The sequence below is a fragment of the Ramlibacter sp. genome (assembly GCA_019635435.1).
Taxonomy (GTDB): domain Bacteria; phylum Pseudomonadota; class Gammaproteobacteria; order Burkholderiales; family Burkholderiaceae_C; genus JAHBZM01.
Genome location: JAHBZM010000001.1, coordinates 2,979,448 through 3,003,370 on the forward strand (window position 1 = coordinate 2,979,448; position 23,923 = coordinate 3,003,370).

Here is a 23,923-nt window from a genome sequence, read left to right on the forward strand (position 1 = left end):
AATCTCTACAGGTTTTTTCGAACATAGTCGCAAAAGTCTCTGTTTAGATCGATGCCGATCGCAGGGTGTCCATGTTTTAACGCAACGCGGAGCGTCGTCCCACTCCCACAGAACGGATCAAGGACGGTGCCTCCAGGCGGGCAACCCACTGTTAGGCAACGCTCCACTAGTTCATCTGGATAAGGAGCCGTTTCCAAGCTGCCTCTTATGTTCGGCCTCGCAGCAATACTCCAAACGTCTTCCGCCCACTTGTCGTCGGGGAGCTGACTTTTGTTAAAGAAGTACTTGCGAGACTTAACGAACATAAACACGAACTCGTAGCTCCGACTTGGCCTGTCTTTAGCTGTCGGCTCAACAAGACAATTTTCTCGATGCCAAATAATCGGGGATCGCAATACCCAGTTATCTAGACACATTGCGAGTGCAACCCGCCAAGGGATGCCAATAGTCGATTTTCTTTGAAGCCCAATCCCAAGACCACCGCTTTTATCAACAGCCCGCAACCCAAAACGGCGCTTTGAGCTCTTCTTATCATCACCGTGTGGCTGGCCCTTCCCGGAATAGTATGTGTCGCCTAAGTTAAGAAACAGAACGCCTTCTGCCTTCAACTTATGCCTTGCTTTTTCCATCACTTCCTTGATTGCCGCGACATACGCCTCGACACTGTCTTCGAGTCCGATTTGACCGTCCACCTTGTAATCACGTAACCAGAAGTACGGTGGCGAAGTCACAATGCAGTCGACCGACTCGTCCTCGAGCAGATCTAAAGAGTCCTTAGCCGGTCCATTGATAAGCCGCCAAGGCATATTCGCAACACCTTGCCACTCAGTAATCGTGCGGCCATTTCGGTGATGCGAAGTTTCTTCATCTGTTGGCTGGGAAGCGAGCTCGTGCCCCTGTCTGGCTTTCTTCATCGGTCGTTTCGCGCTAGCTTTGTGTTCATCAATAGTCATTTAGCTGCCGCCCCCAGCCTCCCCACCCCCTCCTCAATCTTCTCCACATCCGCCGTCGCAAAGCTGAGCCGCAGCGTGCTCATGTCCGGGTTGCTTGCGTAAAACGGCGCGCCGGGCACAAAGGCCACGCCCAGCTCGATGGCGCGCTTGGCCAGTTCGGCGGCATCTTTCAGCTTGCCGCCGGCGCCCGTCAGGCGGGCCCAGAAGAACAGGCCGCCTTGCGGTTGGGTGAATTCAATGGCGTCGCCCAGCTCGCGCTTCAGGCTTTCGCCCATCACCCGCGCCCGCTCGCCGTACACCTTGCGCACGTTGGCCAGGGTGGCGGGCATGCGGCCGGCTTTCAGGTATTGCGCGGCGGTGGCCTGGGCAAAGGTGCTGGTGTGCGCGTCGCTGAACTGCTTGCACATGGTGGCTTTGGCCAGCAGCTCGGGCGGGGCAATCATCCAGCCTACGCGCAGGCCGGGGCTGAGGACTTTGCTCAAGGACCCGCAATGGGCGATCCAGTCCCTGCTTCCTGCTACGTCCTTCGACAGGCTCAGGATGCTTGGGGGGGGCGGTGCGTCGGGGTTGAAGTACAGGTCGCCATACGGGTCGTCTTCCACCACCAGGGTCTGGTACTTCACGGCCAGCTCCAGCACGCGCTTGCGGCGCGCCAGGCTGAGCATGGCACCGCTGGGGTTGCCAAAGGTGGGGATCAAGTAAACGAATTTTGGCTTGTGCTCGGCGATGAGTTTTTCAAGCGCGTCGGTGTCCACGCCGTTGGCGTCCACCGGGGCGCTGATCAGGTTGGCGCCATACAGCCGAAAGCACTGGATGGTGGCGAGAAAGGTGGGGCCTTCCACAATGACCTTGTCGCCGGGGTCGATCATGGTTTTGCCCAGCAGATCCAGCGCCTGCTGGCTGCCGGTGGTGACGATGAGGCCGTCGGGGTTGACGCCCACGCCCTTGGTGCCCATGAAGGCGGCCAGCTGCTCGCGCAGGGGGTTGTAGCCCTCGGTGGCGCCGTATTGCAGCGCGCCGCCGGGCTCTTCGGTCAGGGCCTTGTTGGCGGCCTCTTTGAGGCCTTCCACGTCAAACATGGCGCTGTCTGGAAAGCCCCCCGCAAAGCTGATGATGCCGGGCTTGCCCAGCAGCTTGAAGAGTTCGCGGATGGCGGAGGTTTCTACGTTGTCTAGGCGCTTGGCGAAGGGGATGGGCATGGTATTCAGAGAGTTCAGGGTTCAGGGGTGACAGCTGGCATTCTCGCGCAGACTTGGCGCAACACGCTCATCGCGACTCACGTACGAGCTGAACGATGTCCTGCTCGGTCAACGCTTCGGCCGCAGGGGTAGCCGCCTGCTTGGCGCGCTGGCTCCAAGCCTCAAAGGCACTCAAGGCCATCGGCTCGCACTGATCGGCATCAGGCTGCGAGCCGGGAGGGTTTTGTGCTTTAGCGGATGTGACGGTGGTCATGGAAAGTCCCGTACTAGATTGCGAATTTGCACAGAATAGCCAAACCCCTGATTCTTCCGCAACGCCGTCACATGCGATGGCGCGGATGTTTGACTACCGCGCCTGCCAGGCCTCAATCTCCGGCAGCTTGGCCGCGCGGCGCGCCAGGCTGTCGGCGGGCCAGAGGGCCTCGCGGTCATAAAACTCGGCCACGGCGGGCGTGCCGGGGGGCAACACCACCCAGGGCTGCTTGGTGGCGGTGAAGATGTGCACGTCGGGCGGAAAGGCGTCGGGCTCGTCCAGCGTGCCCACGCGCACAAAGGCCATGACGGGGCCCGAGCCGGCGTAGTGGCTCCACACGGCCACGCGGCACTGCGGGCAGCGCGCAATCTGCTGGCCCTTGCCGCTGGCCGAGGGCGTGTTGACCATCTCGGGCTGGCCGGCCGTGAGCTGCAGGCGGTCGGTCTCGATCATGGCGTTGAGCGCAAAGGCGGCGCCGCTTTCGCGCTGGCACCAGCGGCAATGGCAGCAGTGCACAAACAGGGGCTGGCTGGCCAGGCGGTAGCGCAGGTAACGGCAGTCGCAGCCGCCTTCGGGGGCTTGGGTGTCAGGCATGGGTTGGGGGCGTGGCGGGATGTTTCCTGCGCACTTTAGCGCGGCCGTGCTAGCCTGTCGCGCTGACACATTGACGAGCCTGAGCATGATTGAACATCACATCGATATCCCCACCGCCGACGGCGCGATGAACACCTTTGTGGTCCACCCCGAAGAGGGCGGCGCCTTCCCCGTGGTGCTGTTTTACATGGACGCGCTGGGCAAGCGCGAAGAGCTGCACGACATGGCGCGCCGCCTGGCCAGCGTGGGCTATTTTGTGGTGCTGCCCAACCTGTATTACCGCCGCTCGCGCGACTTCTGGCTGCGCGAGCGCAAGGAGCCCGAAGCCACGCAGATGTATGAGCACATGGCGTCGCTCACCAGCGCGCTCATGGTGCGCGACACCGATGCCATGCTGCGCTACGCCCAGACCCAGCCCGCGGCCGACGCCACGCGGGTGGGCGCGGTGGGCTACTGCATGAGCGGGCCTTTTGTGATGGCGGCCGCGGCGGCTTTCCCCGAGCGCATCAGGAGCATTGCCGCCATTCACCCCGCGCAGATGGTGACTGACAAGCCCGACTCCCCTCACCTGATGGCGCCGCTGGTCAAGTGCGAGAGCTACTTTGCCTGCGCCGAGACCGACAAGTGGGCCCCGCCCGAGGTGGTGCAGACGCTGCAAGACGCGCTGCTGGCCGCCGGCACGCCCCACCGCATCGAGTGGTACCCGGGCGTGGAGCACGGCTTTGTGTTCCCCAGGCGCGAAGGCATCTACAACCAGGCAGCGGCCGAGCGGCACTGGGAGAGGTTGTTCAGCCTGTTCGGGCGGACGCTGGCTTGATCGCTGATGGGGGATAAGTTGCAAAAACTACTCTTGAGGAGTTATTTGATTTAACTATTTTTAAGGAGTAATATCACTTAACTCCATTAAGGTAGTAAGTCATGTACCCCGTCGACACGCCCCAACAGCTCCGCACCATTCTTCGCACGCTGCGCCAGTCGCGCGGGCTCACGCAAACCCAGCTGGGGCAGATGCTGGGCGTCAGCCAGAAGCGCATTGCCCGCATCGAGGCCACGCCAGAGGTCACGGCGTTTGACCAGATATCCCGCATGGTGTCGGCCATGGGTTGCCGGCTGGTGATTGAAGAGCCCCCGGCACACCGCGTGGCAGAGCCAGCCGCTGCACCCTACACACCCACCTGGTAGGCGCATGGTGACGTTTCGCCGCCCTCGCACCGACCCGCGCAGCAACATGCTGGGCGTGTGGATCAATGGCCAGCGCGTGGGGGTCTGGTCGGTTGCTGACGCAGAGCACCGTTTTCAATACGACGCGGAATGGCTTGCGTCTCCCGCCGGGCGATGGCTGTCGCTTTCGCTGCCCTTCACGCCAGACAACGTGCCGCACCGTGGCGACGTGGTGCGCAACTGGTTCGACAACCTGCTGCCAGACAGCGACGCCATCCGCCGGCGCATGGCCGAAAAATTCACGCACGGCGCCACCGACACCTTCGCCCTGCTCGCCGCACTGGGCCGCGATTGCGTGGGGGCCGTGCAGTTGCTGCCACACGGCCAGGTCCCCCAGGGCCTGGAGAGCATCGACGCCACGCCGCTGGACGACGCCGGGGTCGAGCAGATGATCAACAACGCCGTGGGCGGCGCGCGTGTTCTGGGCCAGCCGTCTGACGACGACTTTCGCATCTCCATCGCTGGCGCCCAGGAAAAAACCGCCTTGCTCTGGCATGGCAACCAGTGGTGCAAGCCGCTCAACGCCACGCCCACCACCCATATCTTCAAGCTCCCGCTGGGTCTGGTGGGCAACGTGCGCGCCGACATGCACGACTCTGTTGAAAACGAATGGCTGTGCGCCCAGCTGCTGGCCCTGCTGGGGATGCCGGTTGCCCCGTGCGAAATCGCCCGGTTTGGCCAACGCAAGGTGCTGGTGGTCGAGCGGTTTGACCGCACCTTGCAGGAGCCCCCCGGCAAGGCGCCCTGGCTGGCCCGGTTGCCCCAGGAAGACTTCTGCCAGGCGCTGGGAGTGGCGGGCTCGCGCAAGTACGAGTCAGACGGCGGCCCCGGCGTGAGAGACGTGCTGCGCATTCTGGACAACAGCAACTCTGCCCCCAACGACAAACTCACCTTCGTGCAGACGCTGCTGGCCTTCTGGCTGATGGCGGCAACGGACGGCCACGCCAAGAACTTCTCCATCTTCCTGGAGCGCGGCGGCGGTTACCGCATGACGCCGCTGTATGACGTGCTGTCGGCCTGGCCCATCATCGGCAACGAGCCCAACATGGTCAGCCCGCGCCGCGCCAAGCTGGCCATGGCCCTGCGCGGCAAAAATGCCCACTACCACCTGCACGAGATCCACACCCGCCACTGGCAGGCACTGGCGCTGCAAAGCGGCGTGCCCGATGCGTTTGACCGCATGGTGGGGCTGGTGCTGCAGGTGCCGCAGGCGCTGGCCGAGGCGCGCGCCCTGCTGCCTGCGGGCTTTCCCCTGCCGGTGTTTGAGGCCATTGACCAGGGGATGCGGGCGCAGGCCAGCCTGTTTGTGGACGAGCTGGCCTGACGCTTTCGGGGCTTGCGCTCTCGGGCGCTTGACTAGAGCATTGCTCTGGAGTAATACTCTAGTCATGGAACCCATTCCCACCCGCCTGCGCCTGCTCGATGCCGCCGCCCAGGTGTTTCTGGCCCAGGGCCTTGCCGAAGCCTCCATGGACCAGGTGCGCCAGCAAGCCGGCGTGAGCAACGGCAGCCTGTACCACCACTTTCCCACCAAGGCGCAGCTGGCCGATGCGCTGTACGCCCACACGCTGCGCGACTTTCACGCCACGCTGCTGGTGCCCATCACCCCGCGCGCCACGGCGCAAAGCGGCGTCAAGGGCCTGATCCGCGCCTACATCGACTGGGTGGAGCACAACCCCGAGCGCGCCCGCCTGCTCGACCAGTTGCGCCAGGCGGGCGGCAGCGAGCGCGAGGCCGCCAACGCCGAGGGCTTTGGCGCGCTGGCCGCGTGGATTGCCCGGCGCGTGGAGGCCGGCGACATGCGCAGCATGCCCTTCCCCGTGTGGCTGGCGCTGGTGTTCTCACCAGCCATGTCACTCACCCGCCACTGGGTCACGCAGCCGGTGCCCGCCGTGCCAGCCAAGGTGCGTGCCGCGCTGGAACACGGCGCCTGGATGGCCGTGGCCGCCTGAGCCCCATCGCATTCTTGAGGAGTTGACCATGAGAGTTGTGAACGTTCACCAGCGCCTGCTCCATGCCCAGCCCGGGCAGGCAGGCGCACTGATTGATGCACTGGCCTCCCCGGCCGACCAGCTGTGGCGCGGCAACGCCTGGCCGCGAATGGCGTTTGACCGGCCGCTGGGCGTGGGCGCAGTGGGGGGCCACGGCCCGATCCGCTACACCGTCATTGACTACACGCCGGGCCAGTCCATCCGCTTCGGCTTCACCGCACCCAGGGGCTTGAACGGCTGGCACGGGCTGGACATTCTGGACGCCACCGCCGCGCACTGCGTGCTGGAGCACCGCGTGGAAATGACGCTGCACGGCGCCGCGCGCCTGAGCTGGCCCCTGGTGTACCGCCCGCTGCATGACGCGCTGATTGAAGACGGCCTGGCCGCCGCGCAGGCGGCCCTGGGCAACACACCGCATGTGGTGCCGTGGTCGCCCTGGGTGCGCCTGCTGCGCCGGCTGCTGACCCGCAAGCCGCGCCCGCAGGTGCATTTCAAGGAGCCAGCTGATGCACACTGACATGCTGGCACAAGGCCGCGCCGTGCTGGCCCGGCAACCCTTCAGCGTGCTGCTGGGCGCGCAGCTGGATGCCTTTGCGCCCGGGCTGGCTGAGCTTTCAGTGCCCCTGGCCGAGCCCCTGCTGCAACAGCACGGCTTTGTGCATGGCGGTGTGCTGGCCTACCTGGCCGACAACGCCCTCACCTACGCGGGCGGTTCGGTGCTGGGCGGGGTGCTCACATCGGAGTTCAAGATCAACTACCTGCGCCCCGCGAAGGACGCCGAGCGCCTGGTGGCCGTGGCCACCGTGGTGGGCAGCGGCAAGACCCAGGCGGTGTGCCGCTGCGACATTTACCTGCACAGCGGTGGCGAACGCAAGCTGTGCGCCGCCGCGCAAGGCACCATCCGCAAGGTGGAGTAGCGCCGGGCTGCGTCAGGCCGCCTTCAGGCCACCCTCAGGCCGGCGCCGCAGCCGCCCTGCCCGCGCGCCAGCCCGTGAGCTGGCCCAGCAGCACCGGCACGCACAGCGCAGCACCCAGCAGCGTGGCCGTGAGGCCCGGCGCAATGAGCAGCAGCGCGGCCGCCAGGCACAACAGCTGTTGCCAGCGGCTCATTTCCACCAGAAAGAACTTGCTCAGCGCCGCCGCCAGCAGCGTGATGCCCAGCACGCAGCCGGTGAACGTGACGGCAAAGTCATACCAGGTAAAGCCCTTGGCCACCAGCAACAGGCTGGGCGAGAACACAAACACAAACGGCACCAGCGCTTTGGCCAGCCCCAGGCGGAAGGCGGTGTTGCCGGTCTTGAACGGGTCGCCGCCCGCCATGCCCGCGGCAGCGTAGGCCGCCAGCGCCACGGGGGGGGTGATGTCGGCCAGCACGCCGTAATAGAACACGAAGAAGTGCGCCACCAGCGGCTCCACACCCAGCTGCACCAGCGTGGGCGCGGCCACGGTCACCATGATGATGTAGTTGGCCGTGGTGGGAATGCCGCAGCCCATGAGGATGCAGACAATGCCGGTCATGAACAGCGCGGCAAACAGCGTCATGCCCTGCACGCCGGCCAGCCAGGTGGGCACCACAGTGGCCAAACCCTGCGCCAGGCTTTGCGCCACGCCGGTGATGATGTAGCTCACCTTGAAGCCCACGCCCGTGAGCGTGACCACGCCAATCACCAGGCCCACCGTGGCCGCGGCAGCGCCCACGGCCAGCGCGTATTTGGCGCCGGTTTCCAGTGCCTCCATCAGCACCGGGTAGCCAATGCGGCCGCGCACCTGGGCAAAGCGCGAGCCCAGCGCCATGACCACGGCGCCCACGGCAAACAGGCCCAGGCGGATCATTTCAGCCTTGACGCCCCAGTCCACAAACGCCATGGCCACCAGCAGCCCCTGCAGCACCGCGAGCAGCACCCAGTTGCGCAAGGTGTTGCCCTTGAGCTGGGTGGTCAGGCCCACGATGGCGCACGAGGTGATGCCCACAAACGCGGCCAGGTAAGGTGTGCGCCCGGTGACCAGAATCCAGATCAGCAGCACCAGCGGGATCAGCGTGGGCCAGCGCTGGCGCAGTGACTCGCGCAGTTTGGGCATTTCTTCTTCGGTCAGGCCGCGCAGGCCGTAACGCTTGGCTTCAAAGTGCACCTGCATGAACACGCCAAAGAAGTGCATGAACGCTGGCACCATGGCGGCGGCAATGATGGTCTGGTAAGACACATTCAAAAACTCGATCATCAGGAAAGCCGCCGCGCCCAGCACCGGGGGCGTGATCTGCCCGCCGGTGGACGAAGCCGCCTCCACCGCCCCGGCAAACTCGCGCCGGTAGCCCACCTTGATCATGGCCGGAATGGTGAGCGAGCCCACGGTGACCGCATTGGCCACCGACGAGCCGCTGAGCATGCCGAACATGGCCGAGCCAAACACGCTGACCTTGGCCGGCCCGCCCGCGTAGCGCCCGGCAATGCTGGAGGCAATGTCCAGGAACAGCTGCCCCAGGCCAATGCGCGTGGCCATCACGCCAAACAGCACAAAGTGGAAAACATAGGTGGCCACCACGCCCACGGCCACGCCGTAGATGCCCTGGCTGGTGAGGTACTGGTGGTTGACCAGCTGCGTCCAGCTCGCGCCCGCATGGCGAAGAAGACCGGGGAAATAGGGCCCGGCCAGCGCGTAGATGCTGAAGCCAATGGCGATCAGAGGCAGCGGCCAGCCCATGCTGCGGCGCGTGGCCTCGAGCAGGGTGATGATGAGCACGGTGCCAAACACCACGTCCATCAGGCTGGGGTTGCCAACGCGGAACGCGAGGTCCGAGAATACGATGGGGATGTAGATCACGCTGGCGGCGCAGGCCATGCCCAGCACCCAGTCCGCCAGCGGCACGCCACCGGGCGAGGCCCAGCTGTTGCGCACCGGTGCCACCTGCGTTTTCTTGCTCGCGGCAAACACCAGAAAGATCAACCCGAGCACAAAGGCCAGGTGCACGCCGCGGTGCGTCACCTCTTGCAGCAACCCGAAGCCGGCCGTGTAGTAGTGAAAGCACGACAGCGCAATGAGCAGCCACTTGATGATCTGCGTGGCGGGAGGCACCGAGGGGCGAAAGCGCATCTCGGGGTCGAACTTTTCCTCCAGCTCCTGCAGGGTCTTGTCGTCGGGCAAGGCGGTCGCGTCGGCGGCTTGGGTCATGGCGGGCTCTTCAAAAAAAACGGGCGAGTCATGCTCGCCCGCATCATGCCTTGCGGCGGTTGTGGGCTTACTTCAGGACGCCGGCTTCCTTGTAGAACTTCTCGGCACCGGGGTGGAACGGAATGCCCACGCCCTGGACCGCATGCTCCTTGGTGATGTACTTGCCCTTGGCATGGCCGGCGGCCAGCGTCTTTTGCGTGGCGTCGCTGAACAGGGCCTTGGTGATCTGGTAGACCGTTTCGGTGTCAGCCTTGGCGCTGGTCACCCACTGGGCGCCCACGGCCAGCGTCTGCACGGCGGGCACGTCCTTGTAGGTGTTGGCGGCAATGGTGTCCACGGCAAAGTACGGGTTGGCCTTGCGCAGGCCTTCGGCTTGCGGGCCACCCAGGGCCACCAGCTCGATGCCGGCGCCGCTGGAAGCCAGCTCGGCAATGGCACCGGCAGGCGCGCCGCCCACGAAGAAGAAGGCGTCAAGCGCGCCGTCCTTGAGCTTGTCGCCGGCCTGGTTGGGCTTGATGTATTCGGGCTTGATGTCGCTTTCCTGCACACCATAGGCCGCCAGCACCATGCGGGCGTTGATCAGCGTGCCGGAGCCGGGCTCGTCCAGCGCCACGCGCTTGCCCTTGAGGTCGGCCACGGACTTGATGCCCGAGCCCTTCTTGACCACGAGGTGGATGCTCTCGGGGTACAGGTTGGCGATCATGCGCAGGTCGTCCACCTTGGGCTTGCCCACGTAGGGGCCGGTGCCGGTGTAGGCCCAGGTGGCCACGTCAGACTGCGAGAAACCCGATTCAATGGCGCCGCCGGCAATGCCGTTCACGTTGGCCAGCGAGCCGTTGGCGGCCTGCGCCGTGACCACGATCTTGCCCGGCTGCGACACCGCGTTGGCAATCATGCCGCCCACGGGGTAGTAGGTGCCGGCCGTGCCGCCCGTGCCGATGCGGAAGAACTGCTGGGCGTGGGCGCCACCGGTCAGGGCCACGGCGGCCACCACGGCGCCAACGAGTTGCTTGAGGGTCATGGAAAGCTCCTTCGGGAGGGTTGTTGAAAACAGGTATTGGGGCAAGCGCAGTCTAGCGATGATCCCCGGTTTCGGGAGCGCCGGGAAGCGTGCGCGCATGAAAATCCCGGGCCATCGCGAACTCCTGGGTCAGCTCGCCCGTGCGCCGTCGCACCAGCAGGTCGCGAAACAGCGCCAGGGAGTCCTGCACGCTGTCGATTTCCTCGATCAGCGGGTCGGCGTTGTGCACCGCAATGTCGGCCCACAGGCTGGCGTCGGATGAGCCCAGGCGCGAAAAGCCCTGGAAACCCGTGCCGCGGTACTGCAGCCATTCACCGGCGGCCGGCCGCCCGGCCAGGCCATGCAGGTAGGCATAGCTGAGCACCTGGGGCAGGTGGCTCATGGCCGCATAGGCACGGTCGTGCTCGTCGGCGGGCATCAAGGCCACCCGGGCTCCCAGCAGGGCCCAGAAATCGCTCGCCAGAGCCACCGCCTTCGGGTCGGTGCCGGCCGTGGGCGTCATGATGCAGGCCCGGCCCTGGAACAGGTCGGCTCGCGCGGCGGCCCATCCGGCCTCGGCCCGCCCGGCAATTGGGTGGCAAGGCACAAAGCAGGCCGCGGCCCGCTCCCCGCCCAGCGCCTGGAGCACGGGCAGCTTGACGCTGGCCACGTCCATCACCACGGCACGGCCCTGGTCAATCGCATCCAGATGGCTGGTCAGCAGCCCCAGCAGTGCGCTCACGGGCTGGCACAGCAGCACCACGTCGTGGTCGGCAAACAGATCTTCGGTGCGGGAACAGGCCTGGTGGATCCAGCCGCCCTCCAGCGCCGCCTGCACGGTGTTGGCCCGGATGTCGTAGCCGGTCACCCTCCCCCGGTAGCCCGCGGCGTGCAGCGCCTGCACCATCGAACCGCCGATCAAGCCCAGGCCACAGACCGCAATGCGGTCGAGCTGCAGGAAAGGATGGGCGGGAGTGGCGGGCATGGGGCGCAGTGTGAATCCCCCGGGGCATCACAGCAAATGCCAGAATGTGGCTATCCCATAACATGACGTTAATCGTCCACTTGCGATGAATCTGCGCCAGATTGAAGTGTTCCGCGCGGTCATGCAGGCCGGCAGCATCTCGGGCGCGGCGGCGGCGCTGCATGTATCGCAGCCCGCCGTCAGCCGCCTGATCCGCTACCTGGAGGTCAAGCTGCGCGTGGCCTTGTTTGACCGCACCGGCGGGCGCCTGCACCCCACGCCCGAGGCGCGCGCGCTGCTGCGCGAGATCAACAGCGCCTACCGGGGCATTGACCGCGTGCGCGCCTATGCCGAGCAGCTGCACCACGGCGTGGCCGACACCCTGCGCATCTCGACCAACCTGAGCCCCGCGCTGGAACTGGTGCCGCGTGCGGTGGCCGAACTCAAGGCGCGCATGCCGCGCCTGCACATCTCGGTGGAGATCGGCACCCACGCACAGATCACCGACCAGCTGCTCGCGGGCGAATGCGACCTGGGCGTGGCGGCCTTCGTCAAGGCGCAGCACCCGGCCGTGACGGCCGAGACCATTGGCGAGGGCGACGTGCTGTGCGCCATGGCGCCCGGCCATGCGCTGGCCAGGCTGCGCAAGGTGACGCTCACGCAGATCCGCCAGCACGACGTGATCTCGTTCGGCCCCGAAACGCCGCACGGCAAGGTGGTCGGCAAGCTGCTGGGCAACACCGGCACGCCCATGAACCCCACCGTGGACGTGCGCTACGCCTATGTGGCCTGCAGCATTGCGGCCAGCGGCTGGGGCGTGGCGCTGGTGGACGACCTCAGCGCCAGCCGGTTCAGCGCGTCGGGCCTGGCGCTGCGCCCCCTGGCGCGGCCGGTGCGCTACGAGGCCTGCGCCATGGGCAGCGCCGAGCGCCCGCTCTCGGCCGCCGGCCGCGCCATGGTGACCCTGCTCAAGGCCCACTGGGAGCGCTCAAGACAACGGGCATGACGCCCGGCCACCCATGAGTTTCAGGCATGGGCCATGCGGGCAACGGCATTTCACACCGAGCCCCGTCTCTTCTAGATTCCAGCCACGTCAACAACGTTCTGGAAATGAAGATGCATGTGTGTGTGTTGGGCGCGGGCATTGTGGGGCTGGCCACGGCCTGGCAATTGCAGCGCGACGGCTTTCGCGTCACGGTGGTGGACCGGGCCCACGCGGGGGCTGGCGCCAGTGGCGCCAACGGCGCCCAGCTGAGCTACTCGTACGTGCAGCCGCTGGCCGACCCGGCGATCTGGCGCCAGTTGCCCCGGCTGCTGCTGGCCACCGACTCGCCGCTGAAACTGCGCCCGCAGCTTGACCTGCACCAGTGGCGCTGGGGCCTGCGCTTTCTCGCGGCCTGCCGCGCCAGCGTGTCGGCGCGCACCACCGCGCGCCTGCTGGCGCTGGCCGCCGAAAGCCGTGAGGGCTTCGGCCAGCTGCTGGCCGAGCAACCGATCGACTGCGACTTTGCCGCCAGCGGCAAGCTGGTGCTGTACCCCGACGCAGCCTCGCTCGGCGCCGCCGTGCGGCAGATGAACCTGCAGCAAGCCATGGGCAGCATGCAGGCCGCGCTCACGCCCGCGCAATGCGTGGCGGTGGAGCCCGCACTGGCCCACTCGCGCATGCGGTTCGCGGGGGGCATCCACACCCCGGGCGAATGCGCGGCCGACTGCTTCAAGGTGTGCCAGGAACTGCTGCGCCTGCTGCGCCCGCGCGGCGTGCGGTTTGTGTTTGGCACGGCCGTCACGCGCCTGGTGCCCAAGGGCGGACGCGTGGTGGCGGCGGAGTCGGCCGCGGGCGCGCTGCAAGCCGACGCTTTTGTGGTGGCCCTGGGCACGGCCTCGCACCGCTTGGGCTCGGCCCTGGGCCTGGACGTGCCGGTGTACCCGCTCAAGGGCTACAGCCTGACCGTGGAGGCCCATGACACGCCGGGCAGCGCGCCCCGGGTCAGCGTGACCGACGCCGCGCGCAAGGTGGTGTTTGCTCGCATCGGCCACCGGCTGCGGGTGGCCGGCATGGCCGAACTGGTGGGTGAAAGCACGAGCATTCCGGCCGCGCGCATCCAGTCGCTGATGGCCACGGCGCGCGACGTGTTCCCCAAGGCCAGCCCCTACGAGGACGCCACGGCCTGGAGCGGCCTGCGGCCCGCCACACCCACGGGTGAGCCGCTGACCGGCCGCCTGGCGGGGTCGCCGTCCAACCTGCTGTTCAACACCGGGCATGGCGCGCTTGGTTTCACGCTAGCGTTTGGCAGTGCCAGGCGGATATCGGCGCAGTTGCAGGAAAGCGCGGCCGCCCGGGCTGCCACGGACCGCCGCATGGTTTCACCGCACCAGGAGTTCACCGCATGACATCACGCCCCTGTTGGACCGCTCTCGTTCTGGCCCTGTGCCCCGCCCTGCAGCCCGCGGCTGCGCATGCAGATGCAGAGACCGACAAGCTGCGGTCCACACGCGAGATCGTGGTCGCGCACCGTGATGCGTCCATCCCGTTCTCTTACCTGGATGCCCAAAAGCAACCCATTGGCTACTCGATGGACGTGTGCGCCCGGCTGGTGGCGGCGCTGCGCCGCGAACTCAAGCTGCCCGATCTGGCGGTGAAGTACCTGCCGGTGACCTCGGCCACGCGCATTCCGGCCATTGCGGGCGGCAAGGCCTCGCTGGAGTGCGGCTCCACCACCAACAATGCCGACCGGCGCAAGCAGGTGGACTACACCATTGCGCACTTCATCTCGGCGGCCCGGCTGGTGGTGCGCACGGGGTCCGGCGTCCAGTCACTGGAGGACCTGACCGGCAAGACCGTGGTCTCGACCCGCGGCACCACCAACATCAAGACCATGCAGCGCATCAGTGACGAGCGGCTGCTGAAGCTGGCCATCGTCGAGGCTGGCGACCACGCGGAGGCCTTCGCCATGGTTGGCAGCGGCAAGGCCGATGCCTTTGCCATGGACGACGTGCTGCTGTTCGGCCTGCGGGCCAACGCCGCGAAGCCGCAGGACTTCAGCGTGATCGGCAAGCCCATGACCATCGAGCCCTATGCGGTCATGCTGCCCAAGGGCCAGCCCGAATTCAAGAAGATCATTGATGATGAAATGCGGCGGCTGATCTTCACCGGGGAGCTGCAGCAGCTCTACCAGACATGGTTCATGAACCCCATCCCGCCGCGCGGCATCAACCTGGAACTGCCCATGTCGTTCATGCTGCGCGAGTCGTTCAAGTTCCCGAGCGACAAGGTGGGCGACCTGGCCTATTGAGCGCCGCAGGCCGTGACCAAATTCACGGCATTCCCCAACGGTACAAACTGAAACCAGTGTTTCGGGGCCCACAGGCTGGTGGCGGGTTGACCCACTCTGCTGAACAGCACAGGATGGATCGCCATGAGCCGTGCCCTTCCACCTTACGCTGCCGCGCCGGGCGACGAAGAAGTCGAGCGGATCATCTGCGCCAGCATGGCCACCACCCAGGAAAGTCTTTTCTCGCAGATGGAGGCCATCCGCGCCTCGTCGCTGCGCCACAACCCGCCGCTCGGCTTGAACGCCGTGCTACTGTGCCAGGCCGGCTGGTTCATTCACTGGGCCGAAGGGCCGGGCCGCGCCGCCAGCGAGCTGATGACCCGCGTGCACGACGACAGCCGGCACCACTCCCAGCGCGTGGTGCACCAAAGCCGCGGCAAGCGCTTTCTGCAGACCTCCTGGTCGATGATGCTGGCGCCGTCCAGTGAACCTGGCGTGGAGTTCGGCCGCCGGGTCATGGACCTGCGCTACATGATGGACCGGGGCCGCCAGTTCGCGCCCACCTCGGTGATCCGCCGGCTTTCGGCGCCGCTGCAACTGCCGTTGCCCGAGGGCGCCGACGACCCCGAGGCGTTCCACCGCGTGGGCGTGTGTTCGGCCAGCCCCCATGGCGCGTTCGACCTGGTGAAATGGCTGGCACACCACCACGACGAAGCCATAGCGAGCCGCCGCTTTGCGGGCGAAGCCGACATGGACAGCGGCAGCGATTATGTCGAGTTCATGGAGAGCGGGCAGCCTTGCCGGGTGATTGCCGTCTCGCGGCCCGGCCTGCTGCACGGGTTGCGCCGCGCCTTCCTGCCCGACTGGCCGCACCTGCTGATGTTGTTCACGGGCCAGCCGCGGCACGACGCGGCCCTCATGGCCCGGGTGGGTGAGGCCTGCAACGGCCTGCCCTGCACGCCCACCCTGCTGGGCGTGGCGCCCGATGAAGCCACGCACGGCAGCATGGCGCGGCAGGCCGCCGGTCTGGGGCTGGACTACCTGGCGACCGACCCGGTGTCGCCGCAGGACTGCGGCGCCGTCTGGGCCATGGTGGGCGAGCACCTGCGCCGCAGCGGCCCACCGCCCAGCTCGGTCTGGGCCCTGCCTGCGCCGCGGCTCGCTGCCTGAGGCTGGTGCCTCAGAAGCCGGCCACCAGGCCGTCGCGCCGCGCGTCGCTGGCGGCCACATAGCCCTCAACCTTGGGGTCGCCGGCGCGCCAGATGAACTGGCCGGCGCCGAAGTCCTGGTAGTTGTCGCTGATGACCTCCATCACATGGCCGCGCTGGGCCAGGCCCTGCACGGTGGCCAGGTTCATCTGCTGCTCGACATTGATCTCCAGGCCTTCGTTGTAGCGCCAGCGCGGTGCGTCGCAGGCGGCCTGCGGGTTCTGCCCGTAGTCGAGCATGCGCACCAGGGTCTGCATGTGGCCTTGCGGCTGCATGTTGGCGCCCATCACGCCATAGCTCATCACGGGATGCCCATCCCTGGTGAGAAAGGCCGGGATGATGGTGTGAAACGGCCGCTTGCCCGGTGCCACGAGATTGGCCGGGTTGTGGGCGCTGGCCTGCACGCTGAACGCATGGCCCCGGTTCTGCAGGCTGATGCCAAAGCCGGGCTCCACGCAGCCCGAACCAAAGCCCATGTAATTGCTCTGGATGAAGCTGATCATCATGCCGTTTTCATCGGCTGCGGTGAGGTAGATGGTGCCGCCCTTGACCGGGTTGCCCGCGCCAAAGTCCTGCGCCTTCTTCATGTCAATGAGCCTGGCGCGGCTGGCCAGGTAGGCATCGTCAAGCATCTGTTCGGCCGTGACCTCCATGCTGGCGGGTTCGGCCACATAGCGGTACACGTCGGCAAAAGCCAGCTTCATGGCCTCGATCTGCAGGTGCTGGGAATCAACGCCGTCCACCGCCAGGCCCGCCACGTCAAACTGGTCCAGAATGCCCAGCGCAATCAGCGCGGCAATGCCCTGGCCATTGGGCGGGATCTCGTGCAGCGTGTAGCCCCGGTAGTTCTTGCCAATGGGCTTGACCCATTCGGGCTGGTAGGCCGCAAAGTCTTTGGCCGTGATGCTGCCGCCGTTGGCGGCTGCGAACTTCTCGATGGCCTCGGCGATTTCGCCACCATAGAAGGCCGCGCCCTTGCTCCGGGCAATCGCGCGCAGGCCGCGGGCCGCCGCCTTGAACTGGAACAGCTCGCCCACCTCGGGCGCGCGGCCCCAGGGCAGGAAGTTCTGCGCAAAGCCCGGCAGGCCCTGCAGCTCGGGCGTGGCCGCCGCCCATTTCTGCTGGACCACGGTGGGCATGAGGTAGCCGCGCTCGGCAATCTCGATGGCCGGCTCCAGCAGGTCGGCAAACGGCAGCTTGCCAAAGCGCTCGCTCAGGGCCACCCAGCTGGCCACGGCGCCCGGCACCGTGACCGAGTCAAACCCCCGCTTGGGCGGGGCCACCGCGTCGGCGCCGTACTTGCGCTTGAAGTAGTCGGGCGTCCAGGTGGCGGGCGCGCGGCCCGAGGCATTGAGGCCATGCAGTTCCTGCCCGTCCCAGAGGATGGCAAAGGCATCGCTGCCCAGCCCGTTGCTCACGGGCTCGGTCAGGGTGATGGCGGCGGCGGCGGCAATGGCCGCGTCCACCGCGTTGCCGCCCTTGTACATCATGCGCAGGCCGGCCTGGGCCGCCAGCGGGTGGGAGGTGGACACCACGTTGCGCGCAAAAACCGGCAACCGGGTGGTCGTGTAGGGGTTGGTGTAGTTGAAAGCCATGGCCCGATTATCGAAAGCCTGACAAAAAAGCCAAAGCGAATAATGCTTTAGCCACCCTAAACAATTGCTTTAGCATGACGGGCCATGAGCAGCATCCGCCTCCTGCGCACCTTTCTGGCCGCCGCCCACGAGGGCTCGTTCGCCGCGGCCGCGCAGCGCGTGTCGCTCACACAGGCGGCCGTGGGCCAGCAGATGCGCGCGCTGGAGGCCGACATGCGCCGGCCGCTGTTCGAGCGCCAGGGCAAGGCCGTGGTGCTCAATGACGCGGGCCGCGAGCTGCTGCCCCAGGCCCGCCAGATGGTGGCGCTGTATGACCAGATGCAGGCCAGCGCGCCGGCCGCGGGGCCGATGTCGGGCACGCTGAACCTGGGGGCGGTGGTGTCGGCGGTGCGGCCGCTGATCCAGGCCACGCTGGCCCTCAAGTCGCGCCACCCCGGGCTGGAACTGCATGTGTCGGCGGCCAAGTCCATGGAGTTGCTGGCGCAGGTCACGTCGGGCGCGCTGGACGCGGCCATCTCCGTGAAAGAGCGCGGCACCCCCACCGCCACGCTGGCCTGGACGCCGCTTTACGCGGAGCCCATGGTGCTGCTGGTGGGGCGCAACATGCCCGAGGCGCCGCCGCGCGCCCTGCTGCGCAGCCAGCCCTTCATCCGGTTCGACCGCAGCCAGCACACGGGCCAGATGGTGGAGCGCACCCTGCGCAGGCTGCGGGTCACGCCCCCTGAAATCCTGGAACTCAACACCATCGAGAGCATCGTCGAACTGGTGCGCTCGGGCCTGGGCCTGTCGGTGCTGCCGCGGCTGCGTGACGGCCGCTGGGCCACCGACCCGCGGCTGCGCGTGGTCGAGCTGCCGCAGGCGGAATCGCGCCAGATTGGGCTGGTGCAGCAGCGCGAATCGCGCAGCGCCGCCGTGGTGGCCGCGCTGGTGCGCGAAATCAGGGCCCTGTGAGGATCAGCGGCCGGTCAGCTTGCCGTCGCGGGTCACCATGGCCAGCTCGACATACTTGCTGCCGTGGTGCGCGCCGGGGGCAAAGGTGATCTGGTAGCCGCCCAGGTCAAGCGTGCCCAGGTTGGCCAGCGCGTCACGCACGGTCTGCGCCGACACCGGCTTTCTGGCGCGGCGGATCGCCTCGGCCACCACGCGGGCGCCAAAGCAGGCTTCCAGGTGGGTGGAGTTCATGGGCTCCTTGATGCCGGCCGCTTCCAGGGCCTTGGCGCACTCGCGCACGGCGGGCATGGGCGAGCGGGTGTTGGGAACCACCTGCGAGATGGACACCCCGGCGCTGGCCGGCCCGGCCGCGGCGATGAACTGGTCAGCCCCCACGAACGACAGGCTGGACGTGGGCACCAGGCGGCCTGCGGCCACCATTTCCTTCTGGATCTGCGCCGCGGCACCGGACAACACGGTGTTCAGGATCACTTCGGGCTGCTGCGCGATCAGCGCCTGCGCCTCGGCCTTGCCCACGGGGGCATTGCGCTTGAGGGACAACCCCTGCGGCACCAGCCCGGCCTTCTTCAGGTAGGCGGCAACCACGTCCAGGTTCTGCTTGCCCACCTCGTCGTCGTAATGAACCACGCTGACGCGCTTGAGGCCCAGGCTGGTCCAGAAGTTGAGCATCTTCTCCATCTCTTCACCGTAGGAGGCGCGGATGGTGAACAGCGAAGGGGTGTTCTTGCGCACCGGCTCGGCGCCCGAGAACGGCGCCACAAATGCCACGCCGGCCGCTTCGGCCTGCGGCAGGCTGTCCAGGCTCAGCGTGGCCGAGCCGTAGCCAAACAACGCCACCAGGTTGACGTTCTGCAGCAGGGTTTTGGTGTTTTCGCCGGCCGTCTTGCGGCTGTTCTTGTCGTCCAGCGTGAGCAACTCGATCTGGCGCCCGGCCACGCCGCCCTTGGCATTGAGCGCGGCAAACCAGGCGTTGGCGCCGTCACGGGTGGCGGTGCCAAACTCGCCGTTGCTGCCCGTGAGCGGGGCCGACTGGCCGACGACCCACTTGTCGGCTGCATGGGAAAGGGGGAGCAGGCAGGTCAGTGCCACAGCGGCGGCGACGCGGGAAAAGGCGTTCATGAGGCGACTCGTCAAAGGTTGAAACCAAAAGACCTCATTCATATGTGGTCTTATTAACCAGATGGTTACATTACACTTTGTAACGACTTGTCGCCTTCGAGACAGCTCCTGCGCGAAGAGGCCCTAAATGGTGAATTTCTGCTCACTTTGAGCAGTCAACGGAGTGCAACGCCGGGCGTGGCGCCGCCCGGTCGGCCTTTCAATTGCCTAGTGCGTGATGACCACCAGCACGCTGCACGGGGAGTGTTCGATGAACGCGCTGGAGATCGAGCCGCGCCACCAGCGCGCGGCCCAGCTGTCCAGGTGCTTGTGGCCCACCACCACGAGGTCGGCCTCCACCTTGGTGGCAAACTTGGCAATCTCGCCAATCGGGTCGCCCATCACCACTTCGCCCTGGGCGGCGTAGCCGGCGCTGGACAGGCGCTTGATGCCGTCATCGAGCACGGCCTGGTACTTGTCCTTTTCGCGCCGCTCGAGTTCAACGTCGTAGACGCCCCCCTCCAAGCCCACGTAAGCCATGGTCAGCGGCATGACCGCCACCAGAAACAACTCGGCCTGGCCCCAGTTCGCGAGGTCCTGGCAGTCCAGCAGGGCTTTTTGCCCCGCATCCGATCCGTCATAGGCCAACAGGATTCTTTTGTACATGGTGTACCCCCAAAGTTCGACATCCCAAGCATAGGGCCAGCGGCGCCCCCGCACAACCCGGCCGGCGCGGCCGCCCTACACTCTGCCGCATGAAAAAAGAGCAGATCGCCCCCTTCTTTGCCACGCTGAAGGCGGCCAACCCGCAGCCCAGCACCGAGCTGGAATTCACCAGCGTGTTCGAGCTGATGGCGGCCGTGCTGCTGAGCGCGCAGGCCACCGACGTGGGCGTGAACAAGGCCACGCGCAAGCTGTTTCCCGTGGCCAACACGCCGCAGGCCATCCTGGACCTGGGGATCGATGGACTGGAGGGCTACATCAAGACCATCGGCCTGTACCGCAGCAAGGCCAAACACCTGATGCAGGCCTGCCGCATGCTGGTTCAGCTCCACGGCGGCGAAGTGCCGCGCACCCGCGAGGCACTCGAGGCCCTGCCCGGCGTGGGCCGCAAGACCGCCAACGTGGTGCTCAACGTGGCCTTTGGCGAGCCCGCCATGGCGGTGGACACGCACATCTTCCGCGTGAGCAACCGCACCGGCCTGGCGCCGGGCAAGAACCCCTATGCGGTGGAAATGGCGCTGATGAAGCGCGTGCCGCCCGAGTACCTGGTGGACGCGCACCACTGGCTGATCCTGCACGGGCGCTATGTGTGCCTGGCGCGCAAGCCGCTGTGCTTCAAATGCCAGGTGGCGGCGTATTGCGACTTCAAGCCGAAAACACCGGTGCCCTGATTTGCTCCTGTTTTAATAGCACACAGTGGCCGCCGCTATTGGACTCCAGGCACTTTTCACTCTGAAGTGGCCGCAATGGAGCCTGCCGCGGCGGCTTCACGCCCGCGTGAACGCCAGGCGCCTGGCGCCACGCCGGTGGCGCGCTTGAAGGCCTTGCTGAACGCCGCCTCCGACTCGTAGCCCACGGCACCGGCCACCTCGCCCAGGCCGCGCGCGCCTTCACGCAGCAGGAGCCCGGCCTTGCGCATGCGCCAGCGCGTCAGGTAGTCCAGCGGCGCCTGCCCCACGCGCTGGCGAAAGCGCAGCGCAAAGGCCGAGCGCGAGAGCCGGGCTGCCTCGGCCAGCGAGTCCACCGTCCAGCCATGGGCCAGGTCCTTGTGCATGGCGCGCAGCGCGGGGCCGATGCGCGGGTCGGTCAGCGCGCCAAGCCAGCCGGTGTCGCTGCCGGCGGCGGCCACATGGGCGCGCACCGCCTGCACAAACAGGATGTCGGCCAGGCGGCTCACCACCAGGCCCGAACCCAGGCCGGGCTCGCCGGTTTCCATGGCCAGCAGTTGCAGCGTGCCCTGCAGCGCCTGGGCCCGCACCTCGTCCATGCGCACATGCAGCAACACCGGCAGCAAATCCTGCAGCGGCCGCGCGGCCTCGGGGTCGAAATGGAACCAGCCGCACAGCAGGGTGGCCGCCGCGCCGCTGCCACCCAGCTCGACCACGCCGCCAATGCGGTCGCGCACCACCGAGGCGCAGCTCACCGTGGGCGTTTGCGGGTGGTCGCGCAGCACATGGGGCGTGCCATGCACCAGCACATAACAGTCGCCCGCGGCAAGCGACACCGGCGGATGGCCTGGCACCTCCAGCAGGCAGCTGCCGCGCACCACCATGCCAAAACGGGCCGCCTCGCCGCCGGCCAGGCTCACGCCCCAGGGGGCGCGCGCCTCCAGCCGCGCGTACAGCGCGCTGCGCACCTGCATGGTGGCAAACACATCATCAAGCGGGTCCATGGCTCTCTCCAAAATGGATGAACAGACATGATTTTGCCGCTTTCAGGCATTCATTGTCCATCTGGCTCACGGGATCATGGCCCAACCCAATACCCCAAAGGACCGCCATGAACCCCGAAGCATTCGCCGACCGCTACATTGCCCTGTGGAACGAACCCGACCCCGCGCAACGTGAGGCCGCCATTGCCGCCCTGTGGGCGCCAGACGGCAGCCACCACGTGCGCACCCAGCAGGCCCGGGGGCATGAGGCGCTGGCCCGCCGCGTGACCGGTGCCTACGAGAAAAACGTCCGCGACCTGGGCTTTCGCTTCCAGCGCGCGGGCGCGGTGCAGGCGCTGCACGACAGCCTGATGTTCCATTGGCACATGGTCCGCCCCGGCCAACCGCAGGTGGAGGCATTGGGCCTGGAGTTTTTGCGGCTGTCCGCCGATGGCCGCATTGAGACCGACTACCAGTTCATCCTCCCCACGCCGGCCGCTGCCTGAAACCCCGCCATGACCCCCCAGGTCATTGCCCTGCGGCCGTGACCCTTCCCACACTCAACACCATGACCTCCACCCGACTCACACCGTTGCCGCCGGCAGCCGCTCCCTCCGCGTCCCAGCACGCCGCCCCCGGCTGGCCGGCGCTGCTCATCATGCTATGCGGCACCTTCATGGTGGTGCTCGATTTTTTCATCGTCAACGTCGCCCTGCCCTCCATGCAAGGCGAACTGCACAGCAGCGCCGCGACGCTGCAAATGGTGGTGGCCGGTTACGGACTGGCCACGGCCGCCGGGCTGATCACGGGCGGCCGGCTGGGCGACATCTTGGGCCGCCGCCGCATGTTCATGACCGGGCTGGCGCTGTTCACGCTGGCTTCGGCCGCCTGCGGGCTCGCCCCTGACGCCGCCACGCTGGTGGCAGCGCGGGTGCTGCAAGGCCTGGCTGGCGCCCTGCTTCAGCCGCAGGTGCTGGCCATGATGGGCCTGGTCTACACCGGCGAGCGGCGCGCCCGCGCGTTTGCCGCCTACGGGCTCACGCTGGGCCTGGGCGCCACGCTGGGCCAGCTGCTGGGTGGCCTGCTCATCCACGCCAACCTGGCCGGGCTGGGCTGGCGCAGTTGCTTCCTCATCAACGTCCCGGTGGGCCTGGCCGCGTTGGCGCTGGCGCCGCGGCTGCTGCCACCGCTGGCCAACAAGGCCGGCGCGCGGCTGGATCTGGCGGGCGCGGCGCTGGCCGCGGCCGTCTGCACGGCGGTGGTGCTGCCGCTGGTGGAGGGGCGCGAGCAGGGCTGGCCGCTGTGGAGCGTGCTGAGCCTGGCGCTGGCCCTGCCGCTGGCTGCGGCCTTCGCGCTGCAGCAACGGCAGCTGGCCCGGCGCGGCGGCGCGCCCCTGCTGGCCCCGGCCCTGCTCGCGCACCGCAGCTTTGTGCTGGGCCTGGCCACGACGCTGGCGTTCTACGCGGGCAATGCCTCGCTGTATTTCGTGCTGGCGCTGTACATGCAGCAGGGGCTGGGCCTGGCGCCGCTGCCCTCGGGGCTGATCTTCACGGCGCTGGCCGCGGGCTTTTTTGCCACCTCGCTGGCCGCACCGCGGCTGGCGCGGTGGCTGGGCGGCGCGCCGATCGCGCGTGGCGCATTGCTGCTGGCGCTGGGCCACGCGCTGCAATGCCTGAACGTGACGCTGTGGGCCGGGCCGTCCACCCTGTTCTGGATGGTGCCGCTGCTGTTGCTGCAGGGCGCGGGGCTGGGGCTGGTGATGGCGCCGCTGGTGTCCGCGGTGCTGGCGGGCCTGCCGCCCCAGCATGCGGGCGTGGCGTCGGGCACGATTGCCACCGTGCAGCAGGCGGGCAATGCGCTGGGCGTGGCCCTGGTCGGCATCCTGTTTTACGGCCAGCTGCAGGGCGCGGCCGATGCGCAGGCCTGGGGCGCGGCCCTGGGCGTGGCGCTGCTGTACCTGTGCGCGTCAGCGCTGCTGGTGGCCGGCTTGCAGGCCTGTGCCAACCGCCTGGTCAGACCCGCCGCATAGCCACTTGCTCCTGTTTTCATAGCGCGCAGTGGCCGCCGCTATTGGACTCCAGG

25 protein-coding genes are annotated in these 23,923 nt (G+C 67.1%); 14 read left to right on the plus strand and 11 right to left on the minus strand.

Features of this window, described 5'->3' with window-relative positions; genetic code table 11:
- Positions 1 to 5: 5 nt before the first annotated feature.
- From KF796_14450 to KF796_14465, 4 genes are all read right to left on the minus strand, one after another.
- Positions 6 to 953 carry a site-specific DNA-methyltransferase gene (locus KF796_14450; protein ID MBX3587834.1) on the minus strand — a complete coding sequence of 316 codons (948 nt, stop codon included), beginning with the start codon at positions 951 to 953 and terminating at the stop codon, positions 6 to 8.
- Positions 950 to 2,146 (minus strand): PLP-dependent aminotransferase family protein, encoded by a 1,197-nt coding sequence (locus KF796_14455; protein ID MBX3587835.1) that lies wholly within the window; start codon positions 2,144 to 2,146, stop codon positions 950 to 952. Before KF796_14455 ends, KF796_14450 begins: the two co-directional genes overlap by 4 nt.
- Positions 2,147 to 2,219: 73 nt before the next feature.
- Positions 2,220 to 2,405, minus strand: coding sequence for a hypothetical protein (locus KF796_14460; GenBank protein ID MBX3587836.1), 186 nt, complete (start codon positions 2,403 to 2,405; stop codon positions 2,220 to 2,222).
- A gap of 93 nt (positions 2,406 to 2,498) precedes the next feature.
- Positions 2,499 to 2,999: a GFA family protein gene (locus KF796_14465; protein MBX3587837.1), complete on the minus strand. Its 501-nt coding sequence runs from the start codon at positions 2,997 to 2,999 to the stop codon at positions 2,499 to 2,501.
- 85 nt (positions 3,000 to 3,084) lie between these two features.
- Here KF796_14465 and KF796_14470 point away from each other — a divergent pair, with 85 nt between their 5' ends.
- From KF796_14470 to KF796_14495, 6 genes are all read left to right on the plus strand, one after another.
- On the plus strand, positions 3,085 to 3,816 hold the full coding sequence (locus KF796_14470) for a dienelactone hydrolase family protein (protein ID MBX3587838.1): 732 nt from the start codon (positions 3,085 to 3,087) through the stop codon (positions 3,814 to 3,816).
- A 101-nt stretch (positions 3,817 to 3,917) separates the two neighbouring features.
- Positions 3,918 to 4,181 carry a helix-turn-helix transcriptional regulator gene (locus KF796_14475; GenBank protein ID MBX3587839.1) on the plus strand — a complete coding sequence of 88 codons (264 nt, stop codon included), beginning with the start codon at positions 3,918 to 3,920 and terminating at the stop codon, positions 4,179 to 4,181.
- Positions 4,182 to 4,227: 46 nt separating this feature from the next.
- Positions 4,228 to 5,544, plus strand: a complete 1,317-nt coding sequence (locus KF796_14480) for a type II toxin-antitoxin system HipA family toxin (protein MBX3587840.1) — start codon at positions 4,228 to 4,230, stop codon at positions 5,542 to 5,544.
- Between the two features lie 64 nt (positions 5,545 to 5,608).
- On the plus strand, positions 5,609 to 6,172 hold the full coding sequence (locus KF796_14485) for a TetR/AcrR family transcriptional regulator (protein MBX3587841.1): 564 nt from the start codon (positions 5,609 to 5,611) through the stop codon (positions 6,170 to 6,172).
- Positions 6,173 to 6,200: 28 nt separating this feature from the next.
- Complete coding sequence (locus tag KF796_14490) at positions 6,201 to 6,728, plus strand: SRPBCC family protein (protein MBX3587842.1); 528 nt, start codon at positions 6,201 to 6,203, stop codon at positions 6,726 to 6,728.
- Positions 6,718 to 7,128: a PaaI family thioesterase gene (locus tag KF796_14495; GenBank protein ID MBX3587843.1), complete on the plus strand. Its 411-nt coding sequence runs from the start codon at positions 6,718 to 6,720 to the stop codon at positions 7,126 to 7,128. Before KF796_14490 ends, KF796_14495 begins: the two co-directional genes overlap by 11 nt.
- Positions 7,129 to 7,162: 34 nt before the next feature.
- Here KF796_14495 and KF796_14500 read toward each other — a convergent pair whose 3' ends face one another.
- The 3 genes from KF796_14500 to KF796_14510 all read right to left on the minus strand — a co-directional run bounded on the left by KF796_14500 (position 7,163) and on the right by KF796_14510 (position 11,364).
- Positions 7,163 to 9,379 (minus strand): TRAP transporter permease, encoded by a 2,217-nt coding sequence (locus KF796_14500; GenBank protein MBX3587844.1) that lies wholly within the window; start codon positions 9,377 to 9,379, stop codon positions 7,163 to 7,165.
- Between the two features lie 67 nt (positions 9,380 to 9,446).
- On the minus strand, positions 9,447 to 10,400 hold the full coding sequence (locus tag KF796_14505; GenBank protein MBX3587845.1) for a TAXI family TRAP transporter solute-binding subunit: 954 nt from the start codon (positions 10,398 to 10,400) through the stop codon (positions 9,447 to 9,449).
- Positions 10,401 to 10,452: 52 nt separating this feature from the next.
- Positions 10,453 to 11,364, minus strand: coding sequence for a prephenate dehydrogenase (locus KF796_14510; protein ID MBX3587846.1), 912 nt, complete (start codon positions 11,362 to 11,364; stop codon positions 10,453 to 10,455).
- Positions 11,365 to 11,449: 85 nt separating this feature from the next.
- On the opposite strand from KF796_14510, the gene KF796_14515 reads away from it, so the two are divergent.
- The 4 genes from KF796_14515 (at position 11,450) to KF796_14530 (ending at position 15,785) form a co-directional block, all read left to right on the plus strand.
- Positions 11,450 to 12,349 carry a LysR family transcriptional regulator gene (locus tag KF796_14515; GenBank protein MBX3587847.1) on the plus strand — a complete coding sequence of 300 codons (900 nt, stop codon included), beginning with the start codon at positions 11,450 to 11,452 and terminating at the stop codon, positions 12,347 to 12,349.
- Positions 12,350 to 12,459: 110 nt separating this feature from the next.
- Complete coding sequence (locus tag KF796_14520; GenBank protein MBX3587848.1) at positions 12,460 to 13,734, plus strand: D-amino acid dehydrogenase; 1,275 nt, start codon at positions 12,460 to 12,462, stop codon at positions 13,732 to 13,734.
- Positions 13,731 to 14,636, plus strand: a complete 906-nt coding sequence (locus KF796_14525; GenBank protein MBX3587849.1) for an amino acid ABC transporter substrate-binding protein — start codon at positions 13,731 to 13,733, stop codon at positions 14,634 to 14,636. Before KF796_14520 ends, KF796_14525 begins: the two co-directional genes overlap by 4 nt.
- 123 nt (positions 14,637 to 14,759) lie before the next feature.
- On the plus strand, positions 14,760 to 15,785 hold the full coding sequence (locus KF796_14530) for a BLUF domain-containing protein (protein MBX3587850.1): 1,026 nt from the start codon (positions 14,760 to 14,762) through the stop codon (positions 15,783 to 15,785).
- 10 nt (positions 15,786 to 15,795) lie between these two features.
- Here KF796_14530 and KF796_14535 read toward each other — a convergent pair whose 3' ends face one another.
- Positions 15,796 to 17,418, minus strand: a complete 1,623-nt coding sequence (locus KF796_14535) for a gamma-glutamyltransferase family protein (protein ID MBX3587851.1) — start codon at positions 17,416 to 17,418, stop codon at positions 15,796 to 15,798.
- A gap of 84 nt (positions 17,419 to 17,502) precedes the next feature.
- On the opposite strand from KF796_14535, the gene KF796_14540 reads away from it, so the two are divergent.
- The gene (locus KF796_14540; protein ID MBX3587852.1) at positions 17,503 to 18,369 is read left to right on the plus strand and encodes a LysR family transcriptional regulator; all 867 of its coding nucleotides are present in this window, start codon (positions 17,503 to 17,505) and stop codon (positions 18,367 to 18,369) included.
- Positions 18,370 to 18,372: 3 nt separating this feature from the next.
- Here the strand turns inward: KF796_14540 and KF796_14545 are convergent, their stop codons facing one another.
- Together KF796_14545 and KF796_14550 are read right to left on the minus strand one after the other, a co-directional pair.
- The gene (locus KF796_14545; GenBank protein MBX3587853.1) at positions 18,373 to 19,488 is read right to left on the minus strand and encodes an ABC transporter substrate-binding protein; all 1,116 of its coding nucleotides are present in this window, start codon (positions 19,486 to 19,488) and stop codon (positions 18,373 to 18,375) included.
- Positions 19,489 to 19,695: 207 nt separating this feature from the next.
- Complete coding sequence (locus KF796_14550) at positions 19,696 to 20,133, minus strand: universal stress protein (GenBank protein MBX3587854.1); 438 nt, start codon at positions 20,131 to 20,133, stop codon at positions 19,696 to 19,698.
- Between the two features lie 89 nt (positions 20,134 to 20,222).
- Here KF796_14550 and nth point away from each other — a divergent pair, with 89 nt between their 5' ends.
- The gene (gene nth, locus KF796_14555; protein ID MBX3587855.1) at positions 20,223 to 20,861 is read left to right on the plus strand and encodes an endonuclease III; all 639 of its coding nucleotides are present in this window, start codon (positions 20,223 to 20,225) and stop codon (positions 20,859 to 20,861) included.
- Positions 20,862 to 20,917: 56 nt separating this feature from the next.
- Here the strand turns inward: nth and KF796_14560 are convergent, their stop codons facing one another.
- A complete protein-coding gene (locus KF796_14560; GenBank protein MBX3587856.1) occupies positions 20,918 to 21,862 on the minus strand; it encodes an AraC family transcriptional regulator in 945 nt (314 codons plus the stop codon).
- Positions 21,863 to 21,969: 107 nt separating this feature from the next.
- Between KF796_14560 and KF796_14565 the strand changes: the two genes are divergently transcribed.
- Together KF796_14565 and KF796_14570 are read left to right on the plus strand one after the other, a co-directional pair.
- Entirely contained in the window at positions 21,970 to 22,347 is a 378-nt protein-coding gene (locus KF796_14565; GenBank protein MBX3587857.1) for a nuclear transport factor 2 family protein, read from the plus strand.
- A gap of 62 nt (positions 22,348 to 22,409) precedes the next feature.
- Positions 22,410 to 23,870: an MFS transporter gene (locus tag KF796_14570; protein MBX3587858.1), complete on the plus strand. Its 1,461-nt coding sequence runs from the start codon at positions 22,410 to 22,412 to the stop codon at positions 23,868 to 23,870.
- Positions 23,871 to 23,923 lie beyond the last annotated feature (53 nt).

What these genes read in the sequence shown, in the direction of transcription:
- KF796_14450 (MBX3587834.1), bottom strand. Translation starts at nt 953, where the DNA reads ATGACTATTGATGAACACAAAGCTAGCGCGAAACGACCGATGAAGAAA.
- KF796_14460 (MBX3587836.1), bottom strand. Translation starts at nt 2,405, where the DNA reads ATGACCACCGTCACATCCGCTAAAGCACAAAACCCTCCCGGCTCGCAG.
- KF796_14465 (MBX3587837.1), bottom strand. Translation starts at nt 2,999, where the DNA reads ATGCCTGACACCCAAGCCCCCGAAGGCGGCTGCGACTGCCGTTACCTG.
- KF796_14470 (MBX3587838.1), top strand. Translation starts at nt 3,085, where the DNA reads ATGATTGAACATCACATCGATATCCCCACCGCCGACGGCGCGATGAAC.
- KF796_14475 (MBX3587839.1), top strand. Translation starts at nt 3,918, where the DNA reads ATGTACCCCGTCGACACGCCCCAACAGCTCCGCACCATTCTTCGCACG.
- KF796_14480 (MBX3587840.1), top strand. Translation starts at nt 4,228, where the DNA reads ATGCTGGGCGTGTGGATCAATGGCCAGCGCGTGGGGGTCTGGTCGGTT.
- KF796_14485 (MBX3587841.1), top strand. Translation starts at nt 5,609, where the DNA reads ATGGAACCCATTCCCACCCGCCTGCGCCTGCTCGATGCCGCCGCCCAG.
- KF796_14490 (MBX3587842.1), top strand. Translation starts at nt 6,201, where the DNA reads ATGAGAGTTGTGAACGTTCACCAGCGCCTGCTCCATGCCCAGCCCGGG.
- KF796_14495 (MBX3587843.1), top strand. Translation starts at nt 6,718, where the DNA reads ATGCACACTGACATGCTGGCACAAGGCCGCGCCGTGCTGGCCCGGCAA.
- KF796_14500 (MBX3587844.1), bottom strand. Translation starts at nt 9,379, where the DNA reads ATGACCCAAGCCGCCGACGCGACCGCCTTGCCCGACGACAAGACCCTG.
- KF796_14505 (MBX3587845.1), bottom strand. Translation starts at nt 10,400, where the DNA reads ATGACCCTCAAGCAACTCGTTGGCGCCGTGGTGGCCGCCGTGGCCCTG.
- KF796_14510 (MBX3587846.1), bottom strand. Translation starts at nt 11,364, where the DNA reads ATGCCCGCCACTCCCGCCCATCCTTTCCTGCAGCTCGACCGCATTGCG.
- KF796_14515 (MBX3587847.1), top strand. Translation starts at nt 11,450, where the DNA reads ATGAATCTGCGCCAGATTGAAGTGTTCCGCGCGGTCATGCAGGCCGGC.
- KF796_14520 (MBX3587848.1), top strand. Translation starts at nt 12,460, where the DNA reads ATGCATGTGTGTGTGTTGGGCGCGGGCATTGTGGGGCTGGCCACGGCC.
- KF796_14525 (MBX3587849.1), top strand. Translation starts at nt 13,731, where the DNA reads ATGACATCACGCCCCTGTTGGACCGCTCTCGTTCTGGCCCTGTGCCCC.
- KF796_14530 (MBX3587850.1), top strand. Translation starts at nt 14,760, where the DNA reads ATGAGCCGTGCCCTTCCACCTTACGCTGCCGCGCCGGGCGACGAAGAA.
- KF796_14535 (MBX3587851.1), bottom strand. Translation starts at nt 17,418, where the DNA reads ATGGCTTTCAACTACACCAACCCCTACACGACCACCCGGTTGCCGGTT.
- KF796_14540 (MBX3587852.1), top strand. Translation starts at nt 17,503, where the DNA reads ATGAGCAGCATCCGCCTCCTGCGCACCTTTCTGGCCGCCGCCCACGAG.
- KF796_14545 (MBX3587853.1), bottom strand. Translation starts at nt 19,488, where the DNA reads ATGAACGCCTTTTCCCGCGTCGCCGCCGCTGTGGCACTGACCTGCCTG.
- KF796_14550 (MBX3587854.1), bottom strand. Translation starts at nt 20,133, where the DNA reads ATGTACAAAAGAATCCTGTTGGCCTATGACGGATCGGATGCGGGGCAA.
- nth (MBX3587855.1), top strand. Translation starts at nt 20,223, where the DNA reads ATGAAAAAAGAGCAGATCGCCCCCTTCTTTGCCACGCTGAAGGCGGCC.
- KF796_14560 (MBX3587856.1), bottom strand. Translation starts at nt 21,862, where the DNA reads ATGGACCCGCTTGATGATGTGTTTGCCACCATGCAGGTGCGCAGCGCG.
- KF796_14565 (MBX3587857.1), top strand. Translation starts at nt 21,970, where the DNA reads ATGAACCCCGAAGCATTCGCCGACCGCTACATTGCCCTGTGGAACGAA.
- KF796_14570 (MBX3587858.1), top strand. Translation starts at nt 22,410, where the DNA reads ATGACCTCCACCCGACTCACACCGTTGCCGCCGGCAGCCGCTCCCTCC.